The organism is Pararhizobium sp. LjRoot238 (genome assembly GCF_964252955.1).
GTDB lineage: Bacteria > Pseudomonadota > Alphaproteobacteria > Rhizobiales > Rhizobiaceae > Pararhizobium.
Genome location: NZ_CAXUPP020000001.1, coordinates 3070374 through 3097340 on the forward strand (window position 1 = coordinate 3070374; position 26967 = coordinate 3097340).

Sequence of the window (26967 nt, forward strand, 5' to 3'; positions counted from 1 at the left end):
CAAGGGATGCCCGATTTGTTACGCAAGCCTTTCGGCACGCATGGCAAAGTCCACGAGATCCTGCCCCAGGCGGCGGGCTGGCGCTATGTCGGCTTTTCGCTCTATCGGCTCAGACCAGGTGAGGTTGCCGAGGAGGCAACTGGCGAGCGCGAGGTCATTCTCGTCGTTGTCGAGGGCAAGGCGGCCTTGCATGCCGCCGGGCAGGATTGGGGTATGCTGGGCGAGCGGATGAACGTCTTCGAGAAGACGCCGCCGCACTGCCTCTATGTGCCGAACGGCAAGGATTGGCGCGCTGTCGCGGACACCGAGTGCACGATTGCGGTTTGCTCCGCGCCCGGAAAAGGCGGACACGCTGCGCGGCCGATCGGTCCCGACGGGATTTCGCTGACGGCACGCGGCAAGGGAGCCAATACGCGCCATATCAACAATATCGCGATGGAGAACGAGGACTATTGCGACAGTCTTCTGGTCACAGAGGTCTTCACGCCCGCCGGCCATTGGTCGTCCTATCCAAGCCACCGCCACGACGAGGACGACTTCCCGCGTATCACCTACCTGGAGGAGACATATTACCACCGGCTAAACCCGGCGGCAGGCTTCGGCGTCCAGCGCGTCTACACCGACGATGGACTGCTCGACGAAACAATGGCCGTAAAGGATCACGACGTCGTCCTGGTGCCTCGCGGCCATCACCCCTGCGGCGCGCCTTATGGCTTTGAGATGTACTATCTCAACGTCATGGCTGGCCCCTTGCGGAAGTGGCGGTTCGTGCCCGCGCCGGAGGTGGAATGGATCATGGAGCGGGACGCGAAATGATCAGCCGGGCAATCAACCAGAAAACAGCTCGCCACCTGGCCTATGAAGCTTTTCTGGATCTGGCAAGGAATCTCGATTGCGTGGGTGTCGAGCCCCGGAACGATCTTGGCCGCCCGCTGTTCGATGGCATTTCTCCGAGCCACGCCGGTGCCATGGCGCGACAGAGGGGACTGCGACTATCGGGGCTTAGCGAAGTCTATCCCTTCAACGACTGGTCGGAGGAGCGCGCTAACGCCATTGAGACGTTGATAGCCGCGGCCGTCGAAAGCGGGGCCGAAACCATCAGCCTCATCCCACGCGTCGATGGCGGTGGAGCGGAAGATGGCGTGCGGCAGAGAGTGCTGCGCGAGGTTATGCGTGAAGTGCTGCCGATGCTGGATGGGCGTGAGATCGTAGCACTCATCGAGCCCATCGGCTTTGCCGCTTCGTCGCTCAAACACAAAGCAGAGCTGGTCGATGCCATCGAGGCAGTCGGCGGACCAACGAAATTCAAACTGGTACACGATACGTTTCAACATACGATCGCCGGTGGCGGTCCAATCTTCCCAGACTACACGGCAACGGTTCACATCTCGGGAATTGCCGATCCGCTACCACCTCTTGACGACAAGCTTGACGCTCATCGCGGCCTAGTCGAAGGCAACGATCGCTGTGGGACCATTGATCAAATCGCTGCCTTCGTCGAGGCAGGGTACCAGGGATCGTTTTCATTCGAATGTACGAGCGCTGCCGTTCAAGACAGCAAATCCCTCGAAAACGACATTCGTCGGTCTTTCGATTTCATCGAGAGGTCGCTGGCTTCGAGATGAAGGACCTGTTCGACCGTTCCCGACTGTTTCCCCCGAGGAGAGAGTGTAATGCCGCTGCTGAAGTTTCATCTCTACAAAGGCCGCTCACCTGAGGAAATAGGTTTGCTGCTGGATGCGGCTCACGAAGCTATGGTCCTATCGTTTGGGGTGCCGACCGGCGATCGTTACCAGGTCGTATCGGAATATGATGAACCGCACCGGGTTTTCCGGAGGCCGTTTGGTATAAGTTGTGCGGCCGTGGCTGGCTCGTCCAGCATGGTGTAGTAGCGTTCCTCGGCTTCGGCAGGCGGTATGTTTCCGATGGGCTCCAGAAGACGCCTGTGGTTGAACCAGTCGACCCATTCGAGCGTGGCGAATTCAACGGCTTCGAAGTTGCGCCACGGTCCGCGTCGGTGAATGACCTCAGCCTTGTAAAGGCCGTTGATCGTTTCGGCGAGAGCATTGTCATAACTATCGCCGACACTGCCGACGGACGGCTCTATTCCTGCCTCGGTGAGACGCTCGGTATAGCGGATAGAGACGTATTGAACGCCGCGATCGCTATGATGGATGAGCCCGCCACGATGAACAGGTCGCCGCTCATGCAGGGCCTGTTCAAGAGCATCGAGGACAAATCCGGCATGGGCCGTCCTGCTCACCCGCCAGCCGACGATGCGACGGGCGAAAGCGTCGATGACAAAGGCCACGTAGACGAAGCCCTGCCAGGTGGCCACATAGGTGAAATCGGAAAGCCACAGCATGTTCGGCTTCGGTGCGCGAAACTGACGGTTCACGCGGTCGAGCGGGCACGGAGCCGCCTTGTCGCTGATGGTCGTGCGGATCGGCTTGCCACGAATAATGCCTTGCAAACCCATCTCCCGCATCAGACGAGCAGACGAGCGACCGTGCAGCGGGCGATGTCGAAGCCCTCCCGCTGCAATTGCCGCCAGACCTTACGCACGCCATAGACCCGGAAGTTCTCATCGAAGACACGGCGAACCTGGATCTTCAGGGCCATATCCCGTCTGGTGCGGACCGGCAGCTTGTCCACGTCCAGGCGTTTGGCGATTTGGCCGTGGTCTCCCGACCTTCATCCATATGTGTAATCATCTGGATGTCGTCCTTGGTCAGTTGCCGTCCGCCGACCGAGTAATTGTGGATGCGGGGCGTGAAGTAAGTGATGAAGGCCTTCCGGAGATCGTGCGTCGACGGATCGATCAGGCTGCCCTCGAAAGGCCCATCTTCGCCCCGCATAAGTTCCATCATCTTCGAAGGTGTGCGCTCCGAGATGTGGCCATCCACCTCGGGGTCGGATTTCTTTTTCTTCCGGTTTTTCGGGAAGAGGTATCGAGACTTGTACCGAGCGTGATCCTTCCGGCCCCCACGAACGATGTCCTGAGCGATCGATGGCAACGGCAGGACACGCCAGGAATGTGTCTTGTCTTCCAGACGCCAGACGATGCCATAGTCCTCGCGCTCGACAAAGCTTTCGGAGATCGCGGAGCAGACATCAAGTCGGCGCTGCCCGGTTAGTAGCTGGAGAGAGAGAATAAGCCGCGACATCTCGTTCCGTACCGCGCCGACTTCCTCGAAGAACATGCCCAGTTCGATCTGATTCATGGTGCGCTCGGTCGCTCCCGAAGATGACTCGGGTCGCTCTTCTCGATCGCGAACCTTTCGCAAGTCGTCGGTCACGACGTTTGCAATGCCGATCCCGAATGTTTCAGGCTCGTTGATGAAATGGAGCCATGCGGCCTTGAGAGCGGCGACGGTGAGGTCGGCCTGCCGGATGCTTCGCCCTTTAGCTTCGCCCCGTTTGCCGCGGACATTGATGCGGTTTCGCACCATCGCCAGGTCGGCGGTCGTGATGGCGGCGATGGGGCGGCCATTGATCGGCTCGAAGCTTGGGTAGATGGTCGACTTGCAGGCGGCCCCAAGAGCGGAGCGGTAAGTTCGATAAGTGTCCTTGCTCCGGTTTTCCTTCAGCCAAACAAGGAACAGATCGCGCGCCTTCTCCCATCGCATGCCAAGACCGTCCTCGACGTCCGCAACGGCCTTCGCCTCCGTAACCGACCGGCTATCGACGAACTCCCGGAAGAGGGCCTCGACATTCCGACTATCTTTTTCGAGCTGCTTTGCTTGTTTCACCAGATTGCGCAGCGTGTCGATGTCGTCCTTTCCGAACACGTTGATGTCGGCGATCTTCACATTCGAAAGCTTCGTCTTGAACGTCCACGATGCCGACGTCTTGCCGACCCTAATCTGGAGGGCAGGGAGCTCCTCGTCCTTTCCATGCGTCTCCAGCGGCGTTGCCCTTCGCGATCTGGCCGCTCACTTTTCTCAGTGTATTTCCGTCGAAAACCTCAGTGTGGATCATTCCGTAACTCACGCAAATTCGTTGACACGGAAACGGTGACCGAGATTTCTAACTCCGGCAAGTCCTAAAGTGTAACCGGTAGGCAAAAAGTAAACTGGCTTGTAAAAATCACAAAATTTGCTCGGTGATAATGGTGACCAAACGTTGCTCGATTTGGTCACAGTCAAAAAAGTTTACAAGAACCTTGCAACCAAGGGGGGTGCTGTAATTCTTGAGAAGTGTTGACAATCAACGATGTTGATAGACGCCTGATATACCTGTGGTTTCAAAGTACAAGATCATCTAACTCTTAATCAGCGGGTCCACGGTTCGAGCCCGTGATCACCCACCAAATCTTTCAATAAGTGACGGATATCGTGAACGTGAAGCCATTGGCGTTGGCACCACATGGCTACCGCAGTGTGGCCGATGGTGTTCACTGCAGTCAGCATTGTGAAGTGCCGTTATTCCCAGCCAGACGCTTTCGTGATCGCCAACGTTCCGTGCGACGACGTCAAAGTTGCAAGGATACCTCAACCGACCGAGGCCAGCGGATCACTCTTCGTTCCGATCCAAGTCTGCAGCACGGTCCAAAGGACGGCCAGCGTCGTTGCGCCGATAAACATGCCGGTAAAGCCCCAGGCTGCCAGCCCGCCGATCACTCCGACGAACAGCACCAGCAGCGGTAGCTGGCCGCTGCGCGCGATCAGCATCGGCTTGACGAAAGTGTCTGTTCCCATGAGCAGGACAACGCCCCATACGACGGTGAAAATCGTCCACCCCGTCTGCCCCTGGGAACCAAGCCAGATTGCCACCGGCACCCAGACCAGAAGCGGCCCGATTTGGATAACGGCCAGGAAAAACGTCACTGCGGCCAAGACAATCGCACCCGGAACGCCGGCGAGTGCGAAGCCGATCCAAGCAAGCACCCCTTCGAGCAAAGCCGTTCCGATCACCCCTATCGCAACGCCCTTGATGGCCTTCGCCGCGGCATCCAGCACTACGGGCCCTCTCGGGCCGATTATACGTACGGTAATGGCGGCTACGAAACTGACCACCCGGATGCGCGAGGCATGAATCATCGCGGCTACGATGATGCCCACGAATATTTCAAGGACGGCCAGCATAAGACCTGCGCTGAAACTGAGAAGCCAGCGTCCCGCGGCGGCGAGCTGGGGTTCGTATCGTTGCAACAAGGCCAGTCCGTCGCGCTGAAGCTCCTGCCATACCGGCGTCACCTTCTTTCCGAGCAGCGGGAGACTTGAAATCCACTCGGGCAGATTGGGGATCCCGCGACTGCTGGCCTCTCTCAACCATGCCTCAGCGACATCGACATGGCCGACGACGGAAAAGCAGAGATAGATCAACGGCACGATCGTGATGGCCGCAGCGATAGCGCCGAAGCCGAACGCAGCCAGACGCCTTCCGCCCAGGAGGACAACCATTCGATCGAACAGCCCCGCCGTCGCCGTGGCGAGAATCACGGCATAGGTCAGGACACCGACAAAAGGCAGCAATACCCAGAAGGTTGCGGCCAACAGCACGGAAACAAGCAACAATGCCAGCGCGCGCTCGATGATCTGCTGTTGCTCACCAGTCTTATCGCTCACTTCCTGCATGACAGCACCTCTTGGTCAGGATCAGAAGTTGAACAGTCCCTCCGGCAGTGACCGCTGAAAGCGGAGATGTGTCAGACCGAAAGTCCTAGCTTCACGAGCGGGCGATGTTTTGAAGCGGAGCATTCCGCGAGAACCACAGTATCTCGGAGACTTTGAATAGAAATGCCGTGGTCCAGCCGAACAGCAGGATCCCGTTCACACCCTCGATGGCACTGGCAAGCCGCCATTCGCCGGACAGCGTGAGGTCGCCATAACCGATCGTCGCGAAGGTAATCGCCGAGAAATATGTGGCTTCCTCAAAGCTCTGCAATTCGCCTGCCAGCCTATAGGCAGCCGCCCACAGCATGATCTCGATCATGTGAGCCATCACGAAGCCGACGACAAAAAAGCAACTGACACCCAACCGGGAGTACGCGCGCAGTTTCTGCGGGTTCGTAACGGGTTCTCGCGCTATACGAAACAGAAGCATGACCGCCGTGCCGTGAATAGCGATGGTGGCCAGCAGCACGCCAGTTGCCGTGATGATCTGTAGTAACATCTTTCCATCCCTCAAGGAGCCAGCAACAAACGCAGTGTCATAAATCGTGCGCTCACGCGCTGCGACGGTAGTCCATCCCCGGGGCCATCGCTGGCACTCACCTGGGTTCCGCTCCGGCTCCTTGCAGTCCAGGCAGGTCAGGGTTTGTCGAGAATGCCGCCACCGCCTCCTCCAGCTCATCGAAAATCATGGCGGGACCGATTTTGGCAAGAACGCCGGAGCGTTCCAGTATCTCAAGCGGCTCGCTATGAAGTTCAACAATTGCGAATTTCATGCCCCGCTCCTCCGCCAATGCCCGTATCTCATCGAGCATGGCGGCCGCGGTGCTGTCGATCTGCGCGGACGCCCCTGCGTCGAAGATGAACCCTTTGGTATCCGGTCCCAGTTTTGCAAAAATGTCTTCAATCCGACCCTTGACGTAATCAGCATTGAAGAACAGCAGACTGCCCTGGAGAAGGTAGATCACGACGCCGGGAACTGGCTCGGCTTGTTTATGCCGATGAAGCTTGTAGAAGCCGTCGCGCCCTGGAATTCGACCCAGCAATGCGTCGCGCGGCTTCATTCCTTGCATGACGAGATAGAGTAATGTCGCAACGATCGCGACGACGACTCCCTTCAAGACGCCGAGACCGAGTGCGCCTGCAATGCTGATAAGGGCAAAGAGGAACTCGATCCGGCTGATCCGCCATACCTCTTGCAGGGTTCTCAGATCGATAAGGCCTATCGCGGCCGATGCGAGCACGGCCCCTAGTGCGGGCGCGGGCAGGAGAGCGAGCGCTTCGGTAAGGAACAGGACCGTGAGCGCAAGGGCGGCGGCTGAGAAAACAGCCGCCAATTGCGTCTTTCCACCCATAAGATCGTTGATTGCAGTGCGGGAATCCGAGGCGGTCACAGCGAAGCCGCCGAACAATCCCGAGGCAAGGTTGGCCGCCCCAAATCCGAGGAGTTCACGATTTGCATCGACAGGATATTTGTTTTTAGCGCCAAAACTGCGCGCAGTCACAATACCAGCACCGAAGCTCATGATCAGTACGGCTGCAGCGCCCAGGATGAGGTCATCAATGGAGACACCGTGCGGGATCGGTATTGATGGCGATGGTAGCTGAGAAGGGATGACGCCAACAACACGGATTCCCAAAGCCGAAAAATCAAATAGGAATGACAGGGCGGTCGCGAGCACCACGATAACAAGCGGTGCTGGGATAGCCGGACGCCATGCGGTTAGCAGCCGGAGCAGAACGAACAGTCCGATGCCCAGTCCAAGGGAGGGCCAGTGGATCAGGTCCGACTTTGAAGCGATTTCGAAAAGTGGCCCGAACAGCCCGTCACTCTCGATCTTCACGCCTGTCAGCCGGCCGATTTGGCCAACGAGGATCGACAGCGAGATACCGGTCATAAAGCCGGTCAGGATCGGACGCGAGAGGAGGTTGGCGATGAAGCCAAGCCGAAGGAAGCTTCCCAGAAAGCAAAAGAGGCCAACGATTGCGGCTATGGCGGCAGAAGCCACGACATTTTCGACAGTCGACGACAGGCCGAAAGAAACGAGGACCGCGGCGAGCACGGTGACCGTGCCTGCGTCCGGACCCACGATGAGCTGCCGCGAGGAGCCGAGCAGGGCATAGCCCAGAACCGACATGATGCTCGCATATATGCCGACTTCCGGCGGCAAGCCAGCGAGCGCAGGGTAGGCAATCGCGCTTGGCAAGCCAACCGCGGCGATGGCCAGCCCGGATGTCAGATCCTGCCGAAGCCATTCCGCCCGATAATCTCTTAGGCTTTGTATGAGAGGAAGGGCCGGCATGGCGTCGAACATCTCCAGGGTTGAGGAGCGGCACATTCTGCAGTCATGCCACGAACGCGGAATCAGTGTTCGACGTTCGCGCTGATGATCCCGAGATTGACAAGGCCGGCAACGAAAAGCTGGACGGCCACCGCGGTCAAAAGGATACCGAAGACGACCTCCGAAATCACGAGGCTGGCCGGCTTCATGCGCTTTGCCAACGCATCGATGTTGGTAAACACCAGATAATCGAATGCGGCGACGAGCAGGATCAGGCCGACAACGAGCCCGACGCTGGCGATCGAGACGACTTCGTCAGATGCAATGATGAGCACCGTAATGCCGACCGGATTGAGCATATAGGGAACAGCAAGGGGGAAGACCGCGATTTTTGCCGGGTCGACCGGCATTCCCGGGTCTTCATGGTGTTTTTCGGTCGGCCCGGCCGCCATCTTGAGCGCAAGCAGGGCAAGCACAATACCGCCGGCAATCGCAACCGCACCGCCGGTGATATGCAACAGCCGCATCAGAACAGCGCCGGTCGCAAAAATGATCAGAGCCGTTACAGTCGCCGTCAAGACCATCTGGCGGCCTATCGCCGCCTTCGTCTTCGCATCGAAGGCATGGGTCATTTCCAGGAATGGCACGAGTGCAATTTTCGGTCCCATGCCGACGAGCAGGAGCAGGAGAAGCTTTGCCACCAGGCCAACATCGATGACTGTGAAATCCATACGGAACTTTCCCCCGACAGTCGCCCAGAAGCTATCCCAAACAGATTGTCCGATTTAGGATAGCTAGACAATACCAGATTGACGTTGCATTGCCTGCAATGCGCGCCTGGCCATATCAAGCGTCCTTGGGTTTGCTCCAACCTAGGAAAAGACCGACATCGCCGGGCATTCCATGGGGCCATTCGACGATCAAGGCACTTAGGCGGTACCCGGCTGGTTTCAGTCGATCTCGCCACGCTTCGTAGGCCTGCCTCGGAACACCCGTCAGAGTGTCGGGCCAGTCGGGTTCATTGTTGTTGATCGCACGGCCTAGGTCGGTGCAGAGTTCGACAGGGAACTGAAGGACCTTTAGTTCGGTTTGCCCCTCCGCGGCCGCCTTCTTTATTCGGGAAAGAACGTTGGCCCTCATCTGCTCGGTGACGGTGACCGGCTTCGACATTTTGTCCATCAACTCCTTTCGCGCATCCTCCGCGCTACGCATGTCGCGATAAGCGGTCGATGCACGCGCGGTGTCAATCTTGTCGGCGTACGCGCGCAGTTCTTCGGCCGTCATGAACAAGCTGTCCGTACTGGCGGGCTCACCTTGGTTTTTCAGATTGGTCATTGCTCCCCCCTAGGTCGCGACGTCTCCACCATCTGCCAAAAGACCCCGGCTAGCAATGCGCCGAAACACTAGCCTTGGTTGAATTTTACTTGGGTCATATGGATTTTACCAAGAATAATGATAGCATAATTTAGTGACAAAGAAAGAACATAGCTTAGTCTAGTCAGCCGCCAACCTTTTATTCAATGCGTGAGGGGGGAGACAATGAAACTCGACGTGGACTTTGACGAGAAGCGCAAAATAGAGGTGGGGGAGAGTGGCAAGGTAAAGTTTCGAATCCGGGACATTGCGGCCGAACCGGGAAAGCCCGTGTCGCTGAAGAAGGACTTCGACCCGGATTTTACCGGCGGTTTTGACGACAAGGCCGGGGCGCTTCAACAGGTGGCCTCGAATGTCCAGCGATTGTCGGAAATGCAGGAGATGCTTTATGCGCAGGACACCTATGCCCTGCTTATCATCTTTCAAGCCATGGACGCCGCTGGAAAGGACGGGGCGATACGCCACGTCATGTCGGGGGTCAATCCTCAAGGATGCCACGTGACAAGCTTTAAGTCGCCGTCAGCCGAAGATCTGGATCACGGCTACCTGTGGCGAGCTTCCAAGGCGCTACCGGGGCGTGGCATGATCGGCATATTCAACCGCTCCTACTACGAGGAAGTCCTGGTTGTGAGGGTGCATCCCGAATTCCTGGCGAAGCAGAAGCTTCCTGAGCAGACTCGCAAAGACGATATCTGGGGAAATCGCTTCAAGGAGATTAACAACTTTGAGAGATATCTACGCCAGAACGGCACGATCATTCTGAAGTTCTTTCTCAACATTTCCAAAAACGAGCAAAAAAAACGGTTCCTCTCGCGGATCGACGAGCCCGACAAGAACTGGAAGTTCTCGGCGGCCGACTACGAGGAGCGAAAGTTCTGGGACGACTATCAAAAAGCGTTCGAGGATATGCTTGAGAATACAAGTACGGATTGGGCTCCGTGGTTTGTCATTCCGGCAGACAACAAGTGGTTTGCCCGCCTAGCCATATCCGAGGTGGTGTGTTCCGTACTCGAGCGCCTTGATCTGAGCATGCCCGTCGTCGACGACAAGCAGAAAAAGCGCCTGACGGATATCCGGGGCCAGCTTTCGGCAGAACCAGATTGATTGTCGCACCATTCAATAGCGACGTAGGCTGCTAAGCGGTTCTCGGAGGAGATGCTCATGCATAAACCAACGATTTCAGCTCCAATCGTACTATCACTGATCATGCTGCTTTCAAGTCATGTCATTTCTGCGCACGCCGAAGAGCCGACATTCACCAGACTTCAAGCTATGTGCCGAAACGAAAAGGATCCGCGGCAGCAAGGATACTGCACGGGTTTTGTCGAGGCGATCGCCTTGCGGATTGTTCGGGAGGACAAGGGCTGCGGGTTTCTCCAGGAGTATGTCGACCACGCGAACGCAGATCTTGCTCTTCCCGATTTGATTGGCGATCTGAACCCGTCTGATTATTCCCATAACGCTCTCGAAGCGGTGGAAAAGTTCTTCTATAGCAGAGGGTGCTCATAGGGGGGCATTGCCATGTTGCGGGCTGGACGTTCTTCGATCGACGGTAAGTGGCAAGCCGAGACCGTCTAATATAACAAATAGGGTAACAGCGATTTTTTCCAGTTTTAGGGCGCAAACGAATGAACCGGCCACAGCTGCAGCCGCGCCGGTTTCATGATCAGGTTTTCGCTGGCTGGCTAAGGCGCGCCTTCCTCAGTGCGTGAACGCGGCAATCAAGAGCGGGCAACCATCCATGTCCGGTTTAACGCAGAGCCTCCAGTCGACGATGCTTTGAATAGCCGCGGTCGCTGCCGCTTGCAGCTCTTCGATCGCGGCCTGCAGGCGCTCCTCAGGCGACGGAGCGGGCGCTGTGTCGGCGGCGGCCGGTGCTGGCAGGGGAACGGCAGTGGCGGCCATCCCGCCGGCTGTTGCAGCGAATCCGCCAAGCATGATTCTTCTGCTGATCTTCCTGCAGGCCGTGTCGCGCCCCTCCTGAGCAAAGCCGTCCTTATTGGCGACCGCGTACTCTCGTCCCCATTCAAGGAACAGGGTAGAAACTCCGGCACTCTCATTTTTCGGCATGGCTTCGTCAGCGGCCGGAACGATGGTGTTCGGCATTGGAAATGCTCCATTTGCTATATGTTGCATTTTTGATATAAAGTCGATCGATGCCAATGTCAATATTAAAAGTGTAAGGTTGCTTCAAAATGTCACTTTCGCCAGCCCAATGTAGGGCCGCTAGATCGCTTCTCGGATGGTCGCAAGATCAGCTCGCCTCAACGTCAAAGGTGGCGAAAGCGACGATCGCCAATTTCGAGGCAGGGAAACGGTCGCCCTATGATCGGACCTTGCTCGACATGCAGTCGGCTCTGGAGGCTGCCGGCGTTGTGTTCGTTGCCGATGGCGAGACCTCAACGGGGGGCGAAGGCGTGAGGCTCGGGAAGTGATTTAGACATTCGCGGCCCTGCTCACCCCAACTATTGCAGCCGTAGCCATCGTGAACGGCGCCAGAAGGTCGTTCTGAACCGTCAACCAGGCCGTCATTGACTACCTCACAGAGCAAGGAAACCTCGTCTCTCACAACGCCAAGGTTCGCCTTCACGAAACTTGATCAGAATCCCGGTTTATATTCGGACAGGACGTTTCTCCCGATAAGGAAAAACGCATCTACGGAACCTTGCGTGCGGGTCAGGCGTTTGGATTCACCATTCAAAGGAGAAAGAACATGCGGTGGAATTCAAAGCCCTTGCTCGTCGGTGCCATGCTGCTCTCAGGCGCAGGGCTCGCGCAAGCTGCCATGATGGCGACGACGGCGACGGATCTGACAGTCTATTCCGGGCCTGGCACGGAGTATCCGTCCGTTGGTGTCGCGACGCGCGGCAGTTCGGGAGTGCTTGATGGCTGCCTCGACGGCGATAATTGGTGCCGCATCGATGTCAACGGCATGCGTGGCTGGGTTTTCGCCCAGGAACTGACGGTGGACTATAATGGCGCGCCGGTTATCGTTCAGGAACGCCGCGTCGATCTTGGTGTCCCGGTCGTCAGCTACGAGCGGACGGGCAGCATCGCCGGACCTGCCGATCCGGCGCCGGGCGATGAATTGATCGGGCGGGTCGGCGAAACCATCGTACCGCCGCCCGAAGTGATCACCTATATCGAGCGCACGCCGATGGAGACGGTTCCTTATGACGGCGAAGTGGTGGTCGGGGCAACGCTGCCGGGCGATGTGGTGATCTCGGAGGTGCCGAACTATCAGTACAACTATGTGCGCATTAACGATCAGCCGGTACTGGTCGATCCGCAGAGCCGCCGGATCGTCTATGTTTATGAATAGACGCTGATTTCGCGAAGTCTGGTTCGGGCCGCGGAAGGCCCGACCCGGCAGGGGCATATCTCCCCGGTTCGACGGGAGTTTGTCTGGAGGAACGGACATGACCTCTCGCTCAGGCATGATCGCCGTGATCGGCTTCGTGGTCGGCTCGATTCTCAGTGTCCTTGTCGTGCAGCATTTTGCGCCGGACGAAAACACCAAGAACACCACGCCCCCGGATCCGCTTGTCGTTGCTCCGGAAAATGCCGCCGAGGAGACCAGATAGCGGATTTGCTCTCCTCTTTTGCCAATCACGCCCCGATGGCGATGTCCCGCCGCAAGGCGTTTTCGCAGGCTGCCATCAAAACAGCCAGGTCCCGTTCGCCGCTCTGGTAGAGCCGGACCATGATGCTGGCGCAAATCTCCATGTCACTGTCCGATCGTGCTCTTTGATGTGCTTCGCAAAACTGATCGAAAACGAGCCGTAGTGTGTCGATATCCTCGGCACAGAGAACGTCCATATGCATAGTGGCGTTCGCCATGGCGAACCCTCCTTTGGGTGGGGCGGTTGCAACCCGTTTTTTCTTCTAGGCCCCGACTGCCTGATGATGACCGCAGTTTAGCGCGATTTTAAGATAGCGCCATTCACTACTGCATAATTCCTTAAATCGGAGTCGATTTAAGGAATTATGCAGTAGATCAAAGTGTTACAGCGACCTTTGCGCGTCTGGACAGACGCGCGGCGCTGTAAGACATGTTCGTGGCCTCAGCGAACGTTTTATGTCAGCCAGCGTCCGAGGTTTCGTGCTTTTCCAAAACAGGGAGTTGCATGCGTTCGCAGGAAAGTATGGCAGCCTATTGCTTGACCAGCGTAGGTGCCACGTCTCGCTCCGCGATCGTTCGCACAGCCTCCAGCAGAGCCGGAACGACCAGCGCGGCGCCGGCATCCGACAGGTGATCGTCGTCGAAGTAGAAAACCCTGTCGGCATTGACGCTGTTGATGCATCGCTCCTTGATGAAGGTGCTGCAGAAGACATCGCCAGGCTTGACGCGGAAGAGATTGGGGTGGGAGATGGCGTCAAAGGCGGCGATGACCGCCTGGTTTCGCTGCAGATAGCGTTCAAAGCTGGTGCTGAACTCCAGGTTTTTGCGTCCGGTCATCGCGCTCTTCGCCACAAGTTCCGGTACGTTCCACCCTGCCTCCGGTATCGGATAGACGAGCACCACATTGCGGCCCGCATCGAGATAGTTTTGGATATCGGCCACATATTGCTTCAACACGCGGGCCTTGCGCGCCGGATCGTTCTGGCTTGTCTGCTCGCCCAGGCGATCGAAGAGATCGACATAGGTCGGTTTCAGAAGCTCGATGCCGCCCTCGCCATTGTCGAAGGGCGTGCCGTCGAGATACAGGCTCCAGCGGCTTGCCATGACAATGGTCGCCGTATCGCTCTTGCGGATGTAGTCTTCGATGCCGGTGAAAAAGGAGTTGCAGCGCAACCGGTATTTTGGGCTGGAAACGTAGAGTCCGGAAAAGCCGACACAGGCAGAATGGGTCATCACATAAAGATCGGCGTCCTTTGCATCGAAGGCGCGGAGCGCTTCTCCGGCGAGTGCGGCGGCATGAGAATCGCCGATCAGGATCGTCTTGCTGCCGGCTGAATGTTTGGTCAGGCAGTCCCGAACAGGATGGGGCAGGGATGCCTCGCCCTTGTCGAACAGACATGTGTCCATGATCGGGTCGTGACGCTCCTGGGCAAGCGCAGCCTGCGCCTCCCGCGGCAAGCGGAATTGCAGGCCGCCATCGGAAAGACCGTAAAGGCCCATTCCGATGAACAGGAAGGCTGTGACTGCGGCGGCACTTAGAATCTGGACCGGCCTTGGCAGAAGTGTTGTTTTGGCGCCCTTGCGGAACGGTGTCTCGACGAAGCGCCAGGAGAGGTAGGCAAGCGGGAAAGAGCCGAGCGCAAGCAGGCCCATCGCCAGCGCGGAAGGTTCGGTCAAGCTGCGGATGCGCGCGAAAGCGAACACCGGCTGATGCCAGAGATAGAGGCTATAGCTGATCAGGCCGATCCCGACCACGGGGCGTGTGGAGAGCAATCGTGCCGTTACCGTTTCCGTGGACCCAAACAGAATGACCAGAGCGGCGCCGAGGACCGGGACGAGCGCATAGAGGGACGGAAAGGGCGTCGCCTGATCATAGGCGAAAATCGAGAAGACGATGATCGCGAGGCCCGTCAGGGACAGGATGTTGCTTTTGTATTGTTGCCCGCCCGAGAGCGCAAAGGCGCAGAGCGAGCCGGCCAGCAGTTCCCAGGCACGCGTGTTCGGCAGATAGAAATTTGCCGTCGCAAAGTTCTGCGAGCCGTATTGGGCTAGCGCCAGACTGGCGATGGCGACCGCCGCGACGGCACCGATCAGCGCCAGGCGGCCGAAGCGCCAGGCCAGCATCACGAACAACGGAAACAGCATGTAGTACTGCTCCTCCACCGCCAGGCTCCAGGTGTGCACCAGCGGCTGCTCTTCCGAAGCCGCGGCGAAATAGCCGCCGCTTTCACTCCAGAACAGGAAATTGGAAGCGAACAGGCAGACGGCGACGACGCTTCCGGCGAAGCTCGTCATCTGGTCAGGCAGCATCCACGCCCAGGCAAACGGCAGGCAGCACAACAGCACGAAGAAGAGCACGGGAAGAATGCGGCGGGCCCGGCGCTCGTAGAATTTGAGCAGCGAAAAACTGTCTCTTTCCCGCTCCGCGATGATAATCGAGGTAATCAGGTAACCGCTGATGACGAAGAAGATATCGACACCGATAAAACCGCCGCTGAACAGCTGGAAGCCGGCGTGGAACAGCACCACCGGAACGACCGCTACCGATCTCAGCCCATCGATTTCGCGTCTATAGTTCATTCCGGCCCTGCAGAGATCAAAATAGGCGTGATAGCCCGGCAGGATGCGACGGCTTGATACCGCGGATCAAGCTGTTCCTGCGAAAACAAGTGTCAAAGCAACAGCATATTTGTGGCGAAAGAGGAAGTGCTGTGCCTCGCGGCAATGGCGGCATCGTCACCGGGGGGCCGCCCCCGGTGTGTTTTCAGCTTATCGCGGTATGGTCAGTCGCGGAACAGCTTCCAGCGGGTCGGCCTGAAGGCGAGGCGAGACCGGTCGGAGGTTGCCTTTTCCGGCGGCAATTCGATTTCGACCTTCGTACTGGCTGCGCCGATATCGAGCTCGACGTGGCGGGTGCCGGCGACGCGGCGGGTCTGGACGACGATACCGGCAATGCAGCCGCCGCCGTCGAGCAGTTCTATGTCGTGCGGGCGGAAATAGAGCTGCGCGGGACCGTCTGCCTCGCCGGGGGCACTGACACCGATCGAGCGATCATCGATCCAGAGTTGACCGTTTTCGACGCGCACCGGAAGAATGTTCGACTGACCGATGAAACCGAACACGAAGGGCGAGTTCGGCGTGTCGTAGATCTCGTCCGGCGTACCGATCTGCTCGATCTTGCCCTTGCTCATGACAACGACACGGTCGGCGAGTTCCAACGCCTCGTCCTGGTCGTGCGTCACGAAGACGGTGGTGTGGCCGGTGCGGTCGTGGATTTCGCGCAGCCAGCGGCGCAGCTCCTTGCGCACCTGCGCGTCGAGCGCGCCGAAGGGCTCGTCGAGCAGCAGCACGTTCGGCTCCACCGCCATGGCGCGGGCGAGCGCCACACGCTGGCGCTGGCCGCCGGACAGCTGCGCCGGGTAGCGCTTTTCAAGGCCGCTCAGTTGCACGAGGTCGAGCAGTTCCAGCGCGCGCTTGCGGATATCGGCTTTCGCCGGGCGGCGTCCCGCAGGGCGGATCGTCAGGCCGAAGGAGACGTTGTCGAGCACGGTCATGTGGCGGAACAGGGCGTAATGCTGGAAGACGAAGCCGATGTTGCGCTCCTGCACGGTCTTGCGCGAGGCGTCCTCGTTGCCGAAATAGACGGTGCCTTCGGTCGGGCTCTCAAGACCTGCGATCAGCCGCAGCAGCGTCGTCTTGCCGGAGCCGGACGGACCCAGCAAGGCGATCAGTTCACCTGAGCGGATATCGAGCGACACGTCGTTGAGCGCCGGAAAGCGGCTGAATTCCTTGCGTATGTTTTGAACGCGAACTTCCATGTAAACTTGACCTTTCAGTGCCGGCGGCTGGCGGCGATCTGGGCGCTGTACTTCATTTCAAGCAGCGACTTCAGAACGAGGGTAACGAGGGCCAGCAGGGCGAGAAGCGTTGCGACCGCGAAGGCGGCAACGAAATTATATTCATTGTAGAGGATTTCCACCTGGAGCGGCATGGTGTTCGTCAGGCCGCGGATATGGCCGGAGACGACGGAGACCGCGCCGAACTCGCCCATGGCGCGGGCGTTGCACAACAGGACGCCGTAGAGCAGGCCCCATTTGATGTTGGGCAACGTCACGTGCCAGAACGTCTGCCAGCCGCTTGCGCCCAAGGACAATGCGGCTTCCTCGTCGCTCGTTCCCTGCTCCTGCATCAGCGGGATGAGTTCGCGGGCGACGAAGGGGAAGGTGACGAAGACGGTCGCAAGAACGATGCCCGGCACGGCAAACAGGATCTGGATGCCGTGGGCCTGCAGCCAGGGGCCGAGCAGGCTGTGAGAGCCGAACAAGAGGACGAAGACCAGACCGGATATCACCGGCGAAACCGAGAACGGCAGGTCGATCAGGGTGGTGAGGAACGCCTTGCCCTTGAACTCGAACTTGGCGATCGCCCAGGCAGCGGCGATGCCGAATACCAGGTTGAGCGGCACGGCGATGACCGCGACCAGCAGCGTCAGCCAAATTGCGGAAAAAGTCTCCGGGTCGGATAGAACGCTGAAGAACTCTCCAGGGCCATTGCGCATGGCTTCGGTGAATACCGCCGCCAGCGGCAAGACGAGGAAGAGCGCCACGAAACAGAGCGCGGCACCGATCAGTCCGTACCGCGCCAGCCGGTGCTCGGATGTGGCGGCCCGGACCAGTTCGGTGTTTCCGGCGCCGGCATTTGAACCATCATGCGCCATAGCCGTACCTCCGTCTGCTCCAGGCTTGAATCATGTTGATGATCAACAGCATCGCGAAGGAAATGACAAGCATGACGGCGGCGATGGCGGTCGCTGCCGGATAGTTGAACTCCTCCAGGCGGATCACGATCAGCAAGGGGGCGATTTCGGATACGTAGGGCAGATTACCGGCGATGAAGATGACGGAACCATACTCGCCGACACCACGGGCAAAGGCCAGCGCGAAACCCGTCAGAACCGCGGGTGCGAGCCCTGGCAGCAACACGCGCCTGATGGTCTGGAATCGGTTGGCTCCCAGCGTTGCCGCGGCTTCCTCCACTTCCTTGTCGATTTCTTCCATGATCGGCTGCACGGTCCTGACGACGAAGGGCAGGCCGACGAAGACGAGCGCGAAAACGATGCCGAGCGGCGTGAAGGCGATCTTGATGCCGAGTGGCGTCAAGAGGCTGCCGATCCAGCCGTTCGGTGCGTAGAGCATCGTCAGCGCGATACCGGCGACGGCGGTCGGCAGCGCGAACGGAAGGTCGACCATGGCATCGATGACGCGCTTGCCGGGAAAGCGGTAGCGCACGAGAACCCAGGCAAGGACGACGCCGAAGGCGACATTGATCAGCGCGGCGAGAAAGGCCGTGCCGAAGCTGACGCGCAGCGCATTGATGGTGCGCTGGTCGGTGGCCAGTTCCCAGAAGGTTGCCCAGCCCAAGGCGCTGGACCGCCAGACGAGGCCGGAAAGAGGAATGAGAATGATGAGAGTGAGCCATGACAAAGTAACGCCGAGCGCCAATCCGAATCCTGGAATGACGCTCGGCTGTCTGATTTGCCACAGCGAAGCTGTGCTTGTGCTCATAAAGTCTTATTGTCCTGGCTTGTAGATCTGGTCAAAGAGCCCACCGTCCCCAAAATATTTTGGCTGAGCTTCCTTCCATCCGCCGAATTCGTCAATAGTCACGAGCTTAACATCGGCAAAACGTTTGATGTCCTGCGGGTCGGCGGCTTCCGGTCTGAACGGGCGATAGTAGTGTTTCGCCGCGATCTTCTGGCCGACGTCCGAATAGAGATACTGCAGATAGGCTTCCGCCACCTTGCGGGTCCCCTTGGCATCGACATTGCCATCGACCAGCGCGACCGGCGGTTCAGCCTTGATCGAGATGGACGGAGTGACGATGTCGAAATTGTCCGGGCCGAGTTCCTCGAGCGAGAGATAGGCTTCGTTTTCCCACGCGAGCAGAACGTCGCCGAGGCCGCGCTGCACGAAGGTGGTCGTCGCGCCGCGGGCACCGGTGTCGAGCACGGGAACATGCTTGAAGAGCTGACTGACATATTCCTGCGCCTTGGCATCGTCGCCGCCATTGGCCGCGCGCGCCCATGCCCAGGCGGCCAGGAAGTTCCAGCGGGCGCCGCCCGAGGTCTTCGGATTAGGCGTGATCACCTGGACATCGTCCTTCACCAGGTCGCCCCAGTCCTTGATACCCTTGGGATTGCCCTTGCGCACCAGGAACACGATGGTGGAGGTGTAAGGAGAACTGTTGTTCTCGAACTTCGTCTTCCAGTCTGCCGGAATCTTGCCGGTTCCCTTGGCGATGGCGTCGATATCGGACTCAAGCGCCAATGTCACGACGTCGGCTTCCAGCCCATCGATGACAGCGCGCGCCTGTTTGCCGGATCCCCCATGCGACCCCTGAATCGTCACCGTCTCGCCCGTATCCGCATTCCATTTCTCGGCGAAGGCCGCGTTGAAATCCTTGTAGAGTTCGCGCGTCGGGTCGTAGGAGACATTGAGAAGCGTCGTATCGGCAAATGCGAAACCAAGCCCGCCGATCTGGATGCTGCTGGCGAGAAGCGCCGCCGTAAAAAATCTCGTGAGTCGTTTCGCTCGCATGTCTACCTCCGTTGTTAGCAGGCATACTCTATCCATTAAGTGGGATATTATAACGCAGAACTTTTCCTTTCCCCGATCACCGGGAGAAAGTCCTGCCCTTGGCATGGGCCAATGCCGAAATCATTTGCCCCGCAGCGGCAGGCTCCTGATCCATTGCTAACGGACGCTACCATGCCGTGGCGCCTTGCGGAACGTCATTTCTCGGCAAGGTCGACAAAGCCGCTGTGACGGGCGATGAGTTTCAGTGACCGATCTTGCATGACCCTAAAGATTTCCTCGATCCGTTCACCCCGTGCTCGGGCGCGGGGCGATGAACCAAAGCGGGCGATTTGAGCACCCACGCCCGGAACGTCCTACAATCGGCCGCCTGGGTTCAGCGTGAACTCTATGGATCTCCGTCTTGCAATGAGCTTGAGCGAGCGATCGGGTTGTATCTGATAGGTCTCGCTCCAGCCATTTCCGGTTTGGTCGAGGAACGTGTGACTGAACGTGCTGCCGATGGGCGATTTGGTCAGCTTGGTCCGGGGCTGACCGTTATAGGTGATGCTGCCCGGTATCGGCTCGAGTTCGCTGTAGGATTGCGTTTGCGTGCAGGACGTCACGAGCAGAGCGACAAAAGCCGCAATGATTATCTTTCTCATTGCAGAACTCCCCCTGGGGATATTTTGATCCTCTCCCTCTGCGGACATAGCGTTTGCGCGGATATTTTCCAGCCCCCGGTAATGGCTTGGAACGGCCCGCCTTGCGCAAGGCTTGCAGCGTCGAATCGGGCGGCCTTGCGAATATCAGAGAATCAGCAAGAATGAATATGGGAGGTTTCACGGAGACTTGATTGTCATGAAACGGAAACTCCTTGCCTCCATCCTGCTTCTTTCCCTCTCCGGCCCAGCCTTGGCGGCAACCCTGGACGCGCGCGAAGACGTGATGGAAAAGATCGCCGACGTCGTCGCCTTCGCCCGCGTATGTCCGGCGCTGGAGATGGATACGGTTTCGGTGACCGCGATCGCCATCGGCCAGAAAATTGGAAAATCCAACCGCGACTACGATCTCATCGACGCCATGGCCAATGCCCGGGAAGGTGCAATGCGCCGCGGTAACGCGGAAATTGCATGTGAAACCGGCAGGCAGCAATATGGGCCGGGCGGGAATGCCTTGCCGGGCCTGCTGCGCGAGAGATAAATTTCCCCAAAGCAAGGCGACTTCGGGGCGGGTGGATCAGGACCTCGAAGCGCGCCATGGAAACGCGCAGACGCATTCCCATGTCTGGCCTATGTCTGGCCTATGTCTGGCCTATGTCCGTTTGGCCTCTGGCTGGCGGCCAGGAATGGTGCTGCGCGGTTCGGAATGTAGGAAAAAGGGAGGCGATTATGGCGGATGCCGCCGACGTATGCACACCGGGCGAGATCCTGTCATTCTGGTTCGATGAACTGCGTCCAGAACATTGGTTCAATCCGCCTGCGGGGCTGGACGAGCAATGCGACCGGCGGTTTCGCAAGACGCATCTGGCGCTTTCGAGAGTGGTTGGTGCCGCGTGGCGGGGGACGCCGGAGAACCGGCTTGCTGCCGTGATCGTTCTCGACCAGATACCGCGCAACATGTACCGGGCTTCGCCGCTGGCGTTTGCGACAGACGGTCTGGCACTCAGAGAGGCACGCCTTGCTGTCGATGCGGGGGCCGATCGGGAAATGACGATCGATCAGCGGGCATTCCTCTATCTTCCCTTTGAACATTCGGAAGATCTCGTCGATCAGACACGTTCGGTGAAGCTCTGCACTGACCTTGGCGACGCCGACTACCTCAATTTTGCCATGCGTCATTGCGAGATCATCCGGAAATTCGGCCGGTTCCCGCATCGCAACGCTATTTTGGGCCGCGTTTCCTCGGCAGCGGAGATCGACTTCCTGTCTCAACCGGGCTCGCGGTTCTGATGCGCGCGGAGGATCAACTGCCGCGATGCCAAAATCGTTTTTTGCATCCGGCGACGCCCCGGCCTATGCAACGCCGAACCGTCTGAACCGCGCTTCGATTCTGGTTTGCAGCGCCGGACGCCGGAAAAGGATAATGTGATTGCCGATGACGTCGAAACTCTTTGCCACCCTTCTGTCCTTGTGGATGGTTGCAGCCCCGGCGCCCGTCATGGCGCAGCAACCGGCGACAAATGTCATTCCGCGGCAGACCGAGGAGGTGGCGAGCCCGCAGGCACGTCCTGGCGAGCAACTTGAGACTGCTCGCAAGAACCTTGCGCGGCTGACAGATCTCGTGACGCAGGCGAAAAGTGACGACAACCGCCTTGCCGAGCTCAAGGTCGAGGTCGACGCGACGGCCAAGCAGATTATCGCTACCTCGGTCGCCACCCGGCCGCGCCTGGATGAAATCAAGGCGCGGCTGACGGAATTGGGCGATCCGCCGGCGGAGGGCGCGCCGCCGGAGGCCGAGGTCGTGACGCAAGAGCGCAAACGCCTTCTCGCCGAGCGGGGTGAGATCAACGCGCTGACGGGAACAGCCGAGGATCTGTCGATCCAGGCGACAAAGCTGTCCAACGGCATCACGGCGACGCGGCGCGCCCTGTTCAGCAATACGCTGCTCAAGCATACCGATATCAACCGGACTACGGTGATGGATGCGATCACCGCCATCAGCCTGGAACGCCAGACGTTCATGCGCACGGTCGGCAGCTGGCTGACGTTCGCGTGGAATTTCAAGCGTTTGCAATTGCTTTCGGCGCTGTTCTTGTCGCTTTGCGCGGCGCTCGTTTTCCTTGCGGGCACGCGCCGGCTGTTTTCGCCGTTCATCCACCGCGAGGTCCTGAACGAAGAGCCGGGCTACATCACTCGCCTGTCGGTGGCGTTCTGGTCAACGATGATACCGACGATGGCGATGGCGGCCTTCGCGACGACCAGCTACTTTTTCTTGCAGGTGTTCAATGTGCTGCGGCCCGACATTGCGCCGATCGTTTCGAACACCTTGGCTGTTTGTGTCGCCCTGCTGTTTGTCTCGACCTTGTCGAACGCCGTTCTTGCGCCCCGGCAGAGCGCCTGGCGCCTTGTGCGCGTTTCCGATGGCGGCGCGCGGTTGCTGGTGTGGTCGATCTCTGCCATGGCGGTGGTCAATGGTCTCGACTATTTGGCCGGCACGATCAGCGAAGTGATGGGATCGCCGATCGTCCTCACCGTCGTCAAAAGCCTGATCGCCTCGATCATCACCGGCCTGATCCTGATGGCCATGGCACTGATCAAGCCGATCGTTCCGGCTGGCGAAGCGTTGGATAGTCAAGGCAAGCCCTGGCCGCGCGCCGTTTGGCTGCTGTTCGTTTTGACCGGCGCTGCGCTGATCATTGCCTCGCTGTCGGGTTACGTTGGCCTTGCCCGGTTCGTTGCGACGCAGATCGTCATGACCGGTGCGATCCTGGTGACGATGTATATCGGCATCCTGACGGGCAAGGCCGTCGCCAAACAGAATGCGCTCGCCGACACGGTCGTCGGCCGCTATCTCGAAAAGCGTTTCCAGATGGAGCAGATCGGGCTCGACCAGGCAGGCCTGGTCGCCGGTCTCGGCATCTACGCGCTGGTCATCCTGTTCTTCATCCCGCTCATCCTTTTGCAGTGGGGCTTCCAGATCGCCGACATCCAGAGCTGGGCCTATCGTATCTTCACTGAAATCAAGATCGGCGGCATCACCATTTCCATTACCGGCATTCTCGCCGGGATATTGCTGTTTGCTGCGGTTTATGTCGTCACCCGCTGGTTCCAGCGTTGGCTCGACGGCAGTGTGATGGCCCGCAGTCGCGTCGATCCCGGCGTTCGCAATTCGGTGAAGACCGGGGTCGGCTATCTCGGCTTGGGGCTCGCCGGCCTGATGGCCATTTCCGCGGCGGGGCTCGATCTTTCGAACCTGGCACTGGTTGCCGGTGCCCTTTCGCTCGGTGTCGGTTTCGGTCTGCAGAACATCGTTTCCAACTTCGTTTCGGGGCTCATTCTACTGGTCGAACGGCCGTTCAAGGTCGGAGACTGGGTGGTGACGGGCACGACGGAAGGGTTCGTAAGGCGCATCTCGGTTCGCGCAACCGAGATCGAGACGTTCCAGCGCCAGACGATCATGGTGCCGAACTCGCTGTTCATCAACGCTTCCGTCGGTAACTGGACGCATCGCAACAAGCTCGGCCGGTCGGATATTCCGGTGACGGTCGGCTATGACGCGGTGCCCCGGCAGGTGATGGACACGCTGCTGAAGATTGCAGCCGCCCATCCGCTGGTGTTGAAGAACCCCGAGCCGCTAGCGGTCTTTACGACCTTCGGCGAAACGACCATGACCTTCGAATTGCGCGTCTACCTTGCCGATATCGTCAACGGCAACGGCGTGCGCAACGATCTCAGGCTGGCGATCTACGAGCGGTTCCGCGAAGAGGGGCTGGGGGCGCCGTTTCCCAAGGATGAACTTGAACCGGAGGAGCCAATGCCCGAGCTGGCGCCGGCCGCGCCGGCGCAACAGACAGCGCCCGCAGAAGCCGCTGAGCAACCGGTCGCCGACGAGCCGGTCAGGCGCAGCGGCACGCAGCGGCGGCCCCGCAGGGTTAGCGTCGAAGCGGTGGGCGACAAGGGTTGAAGCTTCGGCGATCAAGCAACGAGGGTTTCATCCAGCGAACCACTGGTCGTTCCAATCCGTGGACTGCGCGGCTCTGGTCGTACAGCATGATGATTATGTCGTAGACAGGCTCTACTCCCGACGGTACGAGCCCTAAAGTCCGCTTCCAGTATTCAATCAGGGTCCACGCAATGGCAGAATTTCCTCAAAAGGCGAAGGTCGTAATTATCGGGCTGGGCGGTATCGTCGGCGCATCGATCGCTCATCATCTGATCGAGCGGGGATGGGACGACATCGTCGGCATCGACAAGTCCGGCATCCCGACTGACATCGGCTCGACGGCGCATGCGTCCGACTTCTGCTATACGACCAGCCACGACTATCTCTCGGTCTGGACGACGCAGTATTCGATCGATTTCTACGAGAAGATGGGCCACTACGCCCGCATCGGCGGCTTGGAAGTGGCGCGCACCGGCGACGAAACCTGGATGGAAGAGATCAAGCGCAAGCTGTCTTCCGCCAAGGCCTTCGGCACCCGCGCCCATTATGTTTCGCCTTCCGAGATCAAGGCAATGTTCCCGCTGATCGAGGAAGATCAGGTTATGGGCGGCATGTTCGATCCCGACGCCGGGCTCGTCATTCCGCGCTCGCAGACGGTTGCCGGCAAGCTGGTCGATGCTGCCGAGAAGTCGGGCAAGCTTCAGATGTTCGGCAATACGCCGGCCCAGTCGCTGATCGTCGAAAATGGCCGCATCAAGGGCGTCGTCACCCATCGCGGCACGATCATGGCCGATCACGTCATCGTCTGCGCCGGTCTTTGGGGTCGCCTGATCGCTGAGATGGTTGGCGAAGACCTGCCGGTCATGCCGGTCGATCATCCGCTGACCTTCTTCGGTCCGTATAACGAGTTCGAAGGCACCGGCAAGGAAATCGGCTATCCGCTGCTGCGTGACCAGGGCAATTCCGCCTATATGCGCGACACCGGCGACCCGAAGACCACGGAAGGTGGCCAGATCGAATGGGGTTACTACGAGAAGGACAATCCGCGCATGTGCCATCCGCGCGAATTGCTCGAGAAGCACGAGGCACGCCTGTCGCCCTCGCAGCGCGACCTCGACATGGAGCAGATCATCGAGCCGCTCGAGCGCGCCATGGAACTCACGCCGATCCTCGGCGAGCTCGGCTATAACGAAGGCCACTCCTTCAACGGCCTGCTGCAGGTCTCCGCCGCCGGCGGCCCGTCCTGCGGCGAGAGCCAGAAGGTGCGCGGCCTCTGGTACTGCGTCGCGATCTGGGTCAAGGACGGCCCGGGCTACGGCAAGCTGATCGCCGATTGGATGACTGATGGCCGTACCGAGATCGACCACAACAGCATCGACTATGCGCGCTTCTATCCGCACCAATTGACGGAAGAGTTCATCGCCAACCGCTGCTACGAGGCCGCGCAGAAGATCTACTTCCCGGCCGTTCATACCCGCGAACCCTATGCCTCCAGCCGTGGCGTCAAACGTTCGCCCTTCTACGAGCGCGAGAAGGAACTCGGCGGCTACTTCATGGAACTCGGCGGCTGGGAGCGTGCGCATGGCTATGCCGCCAACGAGCACCTGCTGGAGAAGTATGGCGACCGCGTGCCGGTTCGCGAGAACGAGTGGGACAACCGCCACTTCTGGCGCGTCTCGAATGCCGAGCATCTGGCGATGAGCGAGGATTGCGGCATCGTCAACCTCTCGCATTTCCACATGGTGGACATCGAGGGACCTGACCATGTCGAGCTTCTGGAATGGCTGTGCGCTGCCAAGATCGGCGGTGATAGCAATATCGGCAAGGGCATCTACACCCACTTCCTCGACGATGAGGGCATGGTGCGCGCCGACTTCACCGTCATCCGCATGGCCGACCGCTGCCGGCTGATCAACGGCGCCGATGCCGGCCCGCGCGACTTCCACTATATGCGCCGCGTCGCCGAAGACCGGGGCCGTGACGTCACTGTCACCGACGTGACCGAGAAGTTCATCACCATCGGCATCTGGGGCCCGAATGCCCGCGAGAGGCTGAGACAAGTCGTTGCCGATCCGGCTGGGCTCGATCCCGAGAACTTCGCGTTCGCCGCGATCAAGCAGATCCAGATCGGCGGCAGACAAGTCACGGCCTTCCGCATCTCCTATGTCGGCGAGCAGGGCTGGGAACTGCACATGAAGTACGAGGACGGCCTCGCTGTCTGGGATGCGCTGCGCTCGACCGGCGTCATGGCTTTCGGTGTCGAGACCTACGCCAACTCCCGCCGCATGGAGAAGAGCCTGCGCCTGCAGAACGCGGACTTGCTTACCCAGTATAACCTCATCGAAGCGGATCTCGCCCGCCCGAAGGTCAAGGAAGCGGATTTCCGCGGCAAGGCCAAGCATCTGGAATACAAGGCCCGCGAACACCAGCCGGCCATGCTCTGCACCCTGATTATGACCGACAATGTCGACGCCAAGGGCGTGGCCCGCTATCCGGTTGGCTCGATGCCGGTCATGGACCCTGCGTCCGGCGAGACGCTGGTCGACGAACTCGGCCGCCGCTCCTACACGACCTCGGTCGCCTATGGCCCGACCATCGGCAAGAACATCGCGCTTGCCTATCTTCCCTGGTCCTATTGCCAGGAAGGTCGCAAGCTGCTGGTCGAGTATTTCGGCGAGACCTATCCGGTCGAAGTGGCCGGCGTCGGTTACAAGCCGCTCTATGACACGGCAAATCTGAAGCCACGGACCTGATATCCCAGGCGGTCCGATAGGTCAGCTGCCAACGACTTCAGCGCGCCCGTTCGAAACCGAGCGGGCGCGCTTTTTTGCGGTGTCGCCGCCGCTGGAAATCAATCGGCGGCATCTGCCGGAACGCCCGTTGCTCAGGTCGGCTCA

Annotated in this window: 26 protein-coding genes and 1 pseudogene; 12 read left to right on the top strand and 15 right to left on the bottom strand. The window is 59.2% G+C overall.

The window, feature by feature from the left end:
* Positions 1-6: 6 nt before the first annotated feature.
* From iolB to ACSQ3F_RS14900, 3 genes are read left to right on the top strand one after another with little or no spacing between them, the layout of a single operon-like run.
* Entirely contained in the window at positions 7-816 is an 810-nt protein-coding gene (iolB, locus tag ACSQ3F_RS14890; protein ID WP_436100929.1) for a 5-deoxy-glucuronate isomerase, read from the top strand.
* Positions 789-1625 (top strand): TIM barrel protein, encoded by an 837-nt coding sequence (locus tag ACSQ3F_RS14895; RefSeq protein ID WP_436100930.1) that lies wholly within the window; start codon positions 789-791, stop codon positions 1623-1625. Before iolB ends, ACSQ3F_RS14895 begins: the two co-directional genes overlap by 28 nt.
* A gap of 48 nt (positions 1626-1673) precedes the next feature.
* A complete protein-coding gene (locus ACSQ3F_RS14900) occupies positions 1674-1889 on the top strand; it encodes a tautomerase family protein (RefSeq protein ID WP_436100931.1) in 216 nt (71 codons plus the stop codon).
* On the opposite strand, the pseudogene ACSQ3F_RS14905 reads toward ACSQ3F_RS14900, so the two are convergent.
* From ACSQ3F_RS14905 to ACSQ3F_RS14935, 7 genes and pseudogenes are all read right to left on the bottom strand, one after another.
* Positions 1790-2646: pseudogene (locus ACSQ3F_RS14905) on the bottom strand (IS3 family transposase); the annotation flags it as partial. The gene ACSQ3F_RS14900 and the pseudogene ACSQ3F_RS14905 overlap by 100 nt on opposite strands.
* Positions 2613-3812: a hypothetical protein gene (locus ACSQ3F_RS14910; protein WP_436100932.1), complete on the bottom strand. Its 1200-nt coding sequence runs from the start codon at positions 3810-3812 to the stop codon at positions 2613-2615. The gene ACSQ3F_RS14910 and the pseudogene ACSQ3F_RS14905, both read right to left, overlap by 34 nt.
* Before the next feature lie 681 nt (positions 3813-4493).
* A complete protein-coding gene (locus ACSQ3F_RS14915) occupies positions 4494-5579 on the bottom strand; it encodes an AI-2E family transporter (RefSeq protein ID WP_436100933.1) in 1086 nt (361 codons plus the stop codon).
* Positions 5580-5670: 91 nt separating this feature from the next.
* Positions 5671-6087 carry a potassium channel family protein gene (locus tag ACSQ3F_RS14920; protein WP_436100934.1) on the bottom strand — a complete coding sequence of 139 codons (417 nt, stop codon included), beginning with the start codon at positions 6085-6087 and terminating at the stop codon, positions 5671-5673.
* 127 nt (positions 6088-6214) lie between these two features.
* Positions 6215-7918 carry a SulP family inorganic anion transporter gene (locus tag ACSQ3F_RS14925; RefSeq protein ID WP_436100935.1) on the bottom strand — a complete coding sequence of 568 codons (1704 nt, stop codon included), beginning with the start codon at positions 7916-7918 and terminating at the stop codon, positions 6215-6217.
* A 62-nt stretch (positions 7919-7980) separates the two neighbouring features.
* On the bottom strand, positions 7981-8628 hold the full coding sequence (locus ACSQ3F_RS14930; protein ID WP_436100936.1) for a MarC family protein: 648 nt from the start codon (positions 8626-8628) through the stop codon (positions 7981-7983).
* A 115-nt stretch (positions 8629-8743) separates the two neighbouring features.
* A complete protein-coding gene (locus tag ACSQ3F_RS14935; RefSeq protein ID WP_436100937.1) occupies positions 8744-9232 on the bottom strand; it encodes a hypothetical protein in 489 nt (162 codons plus the stop codon).
* A 204-nt stretch (positions 9233-9436) separates the two neighbouring features.
* On the opposite strand from ACSQ3F_RS14935, the gene ACSQ3F_RS14940 reads away from it, so the two are divergent.
* Both ACSQ3F_RS14940 and ACSQ3F_RS14945 read left to right on the top strand, forming a co-directional pair.
* Positions 9437-10375, top strand: a complete 939-nt coding sequence (locus ACSQ3F_RS14940; RefSeq protein WP_436100938.1) for a polyphosphate kinase 2 family protein — start codon at positions 9437-9439, stop codon at positions 10373-10375.
* A 57-nt stretch (positions 10376-10432) separates the two neighbouring features.
* Positions 10433-10780 (top strand): hypothetical protein, encoded by a 348-nt coding sequence (locus tag ACSQ3F_RS14945; RefSeq protein ID WP_436100939.1) that lies wholly within the window; start codon positions 10433-10435, stop codon positions 10778-10780.
* Positions 10781-10972: 192 nt separating this feature from the next.
* Here ACSQ3F_RS14945 and ACSQ3F_RS14950 read toward each other — a convergent pair whose 3' ends face one another.
* Positions 10973-11377, bottom strand: coding sequence for a hypothetical protein (locus ACSQ3F_RS14950; RefSeq protein WP_436100940.1), 405 nt, complete (start codon positions 11375-11377; stop codon positions 10973-10975).
* Positions 11378-11466: 89 nt separating this feature from the next.
* Between ACSQ3F_RS14950 and ACSQ3F_RS14955 the strand changes: the two genes are divergently transcribed.
* The 3 genes from ACSQ3F_RS14955 to ACSQ3F_RS14965 all read left to right on the top strand — a co-directional run bounded on the left by ACSQ3F_RS14955 (position 11467) and on the right by ACSQ3F_RS14965 (position 12855).
* Positions 11467-11706 (top strand): helix-turn-helix domain-containing protein, encoded by a 240-nt coding sequence (locus ACSQ3F_RS14955; RefSeq protein WP_436100941.1) that lies wholly within the window; start codon positions 11467-11469, stop codon positions 11704-11706.
* A gap of 278 nt (positions 11707-11984) precedes the next feature.
* A complete protein-coding gene (locus ACSQ3F_RS14960; RefSeq protein ID WP_436100942.1) occupies positions 11985-12593 on the top strand; it encodes a DUF1236 domain-containing protein in 609 nt (202 codons plus the stop codon).
* 97 nt (positions 12594-12690) lie between these two features.
* Positions 12691-12855, top strand: coding sequence for a hypothetical protein (locus tag ACSQ3F_RS14965; RefSeq protein WP_436100943.1), 165 nt, complete (start codon positions 12691-12693; stop codon positions 12853-12855).
* A gap of 25 nt (positions 12856-12880) precedes the next feature.
* Here the strand turns inward: ACSQ3F_RS14965 and ACSQ3F_RS14970 are convergent, their stop codons facing one another.
* From ACSQ3F_RS14970 to ACSQ3F_RS15000, 7 genes are all read right to left on the bottom strand, one after another.
* Complete coding sequence (locus tag ACSQ3F_RS14970) at positions 12881-13111, bottom strand: hypothetical protein (RefSeq protein WP_436100944.1); 231 nt, start codon at positions 13109-13111, stop codon at positions 12881-12883.
* Positions 13112-13424: 313 nt separating this feature from the next.
* A complete protein-coding gene (locus ACSQ3F_RS14975; protein ID WP_436100945.1) occupies positions 13425-15473 on the bottom strand; it encodes an acyltransferase family protein in 2049 nt (682 codons plus the stop codon).
* Between the two features lie 203 nt (positions 15474-15676).
* On the bottom strand, positions 15677-16711 hold the full coding sequence (locus tag ACSQ3F_RS14980) for a sulfate/molybdate ABC transporter ATP-binding protein (protein ID WP_436100946.1): 1035 nt from the start codon (positions 16709-16711) through the stop codon (positions 15677-15679).
* Positions 16712-16725: 14 nt separating this feature from the next.
* Positions 16726-17610, bottom strand: a complete 885-nt coding sequence (gene cysW, locus ACSQ3F_RS14985) for a sulfate ABC transporter permease subunit CysW (protein WP_436100947.1) — start codon at positions 17608-17610, stop codon at positions 16726-16728.
* On the bottom strand, positions 17600-18457 hold the full coding sequence (gene cysT, locus ACSQ3F_RS14990; protein WP_436100948.1) for a sulfate ABC transporter permease subunit CysT: 858 nt from the start codon (positions 18455-18457) through the stop codon (positions 17600-17602). Before cysT ends, cysW begins: the two co-directional genes overlap by 11 nt.
* Positions 18458-18463: 6 nt before the next feature.
* A complete protein-coding gene (locus ACSQ3F_RS14995; protein ID WP_436100949.1) occupies positions 18464-19489 on the bottom strand; it encodes a sulfate ABC transporter substrate-binding protein in 1026 nt (341 codons plus the stop codon).
* A 353-nt stretch (positions 19490-19842) separates the two neighbouring features.
* Complete coding sequence (locus tag ACSQ3F_RS15000) at positions 19843-20130, bottom strand: hypothetical protein (protein WP_436100950.1); 288 nt, start codon at positions 20128-20130, stop codon at positions 19843-19845.
* 196 nt (positions 20131-20326) lie between these two features.
* On the opposite strand from ACSQ3F_RS15000, the gene ACSQ3F_RS15005 reads away from it, so the two are divergent.
* The 4 genes from ACSQ3F_RS15005 (at position 20327) to ACSQ3F_RS15020 (ending at position 26823) form a co-directional block, all read left to right on the top strand.
* Positions 20327-20668, top strand: a complete 342-nt coding sequence (locus ACSQ3F_RS15005) for a hypothetical protein (RefSeq protein ID WP_436100951.1) — start codon at positions 20327-20329, stop codon at positions 20666-20668.
* A gap of 188 nt (positions 20669-20856) precedes the next feature.
* A complete protein-coding gene (locus ACSQ3F_RS15010; RefSeq protein ID WP_436100952.1) occupies positions 20857-21417 on the top strand; it encodes a DUF924 family protein in 561 nt (186 codons plus the stop codon).
* A 145-nt stretch (positions 21418-21562) separates the two neighbouring features.
* The gene (locus tag ACSQ3F_RS15015; RefSeq protein WP_436100953.1) at positions 21563-24091 is read left to right on the top strand and encodes a mechanosensitive ion channel family protein; all 2529 of its coding nucleotides are present in this window, start codon (positions 21563-21565) and stop codon (positions 24089-24091) included.
* 170 nt (positions 24092-24261) lie between these two features.
* Complete coding sequence (locus ACSQ3F_RS15020; protein ID WP_436100954.1) at positions 24262-26823, top strand: GcvT family protein; 2562 nt, start codon at positions 24262-24264, stop codon at positions 26821-26823.
* Positions 26824-26967: the final 144 nt, after the last annotated feature.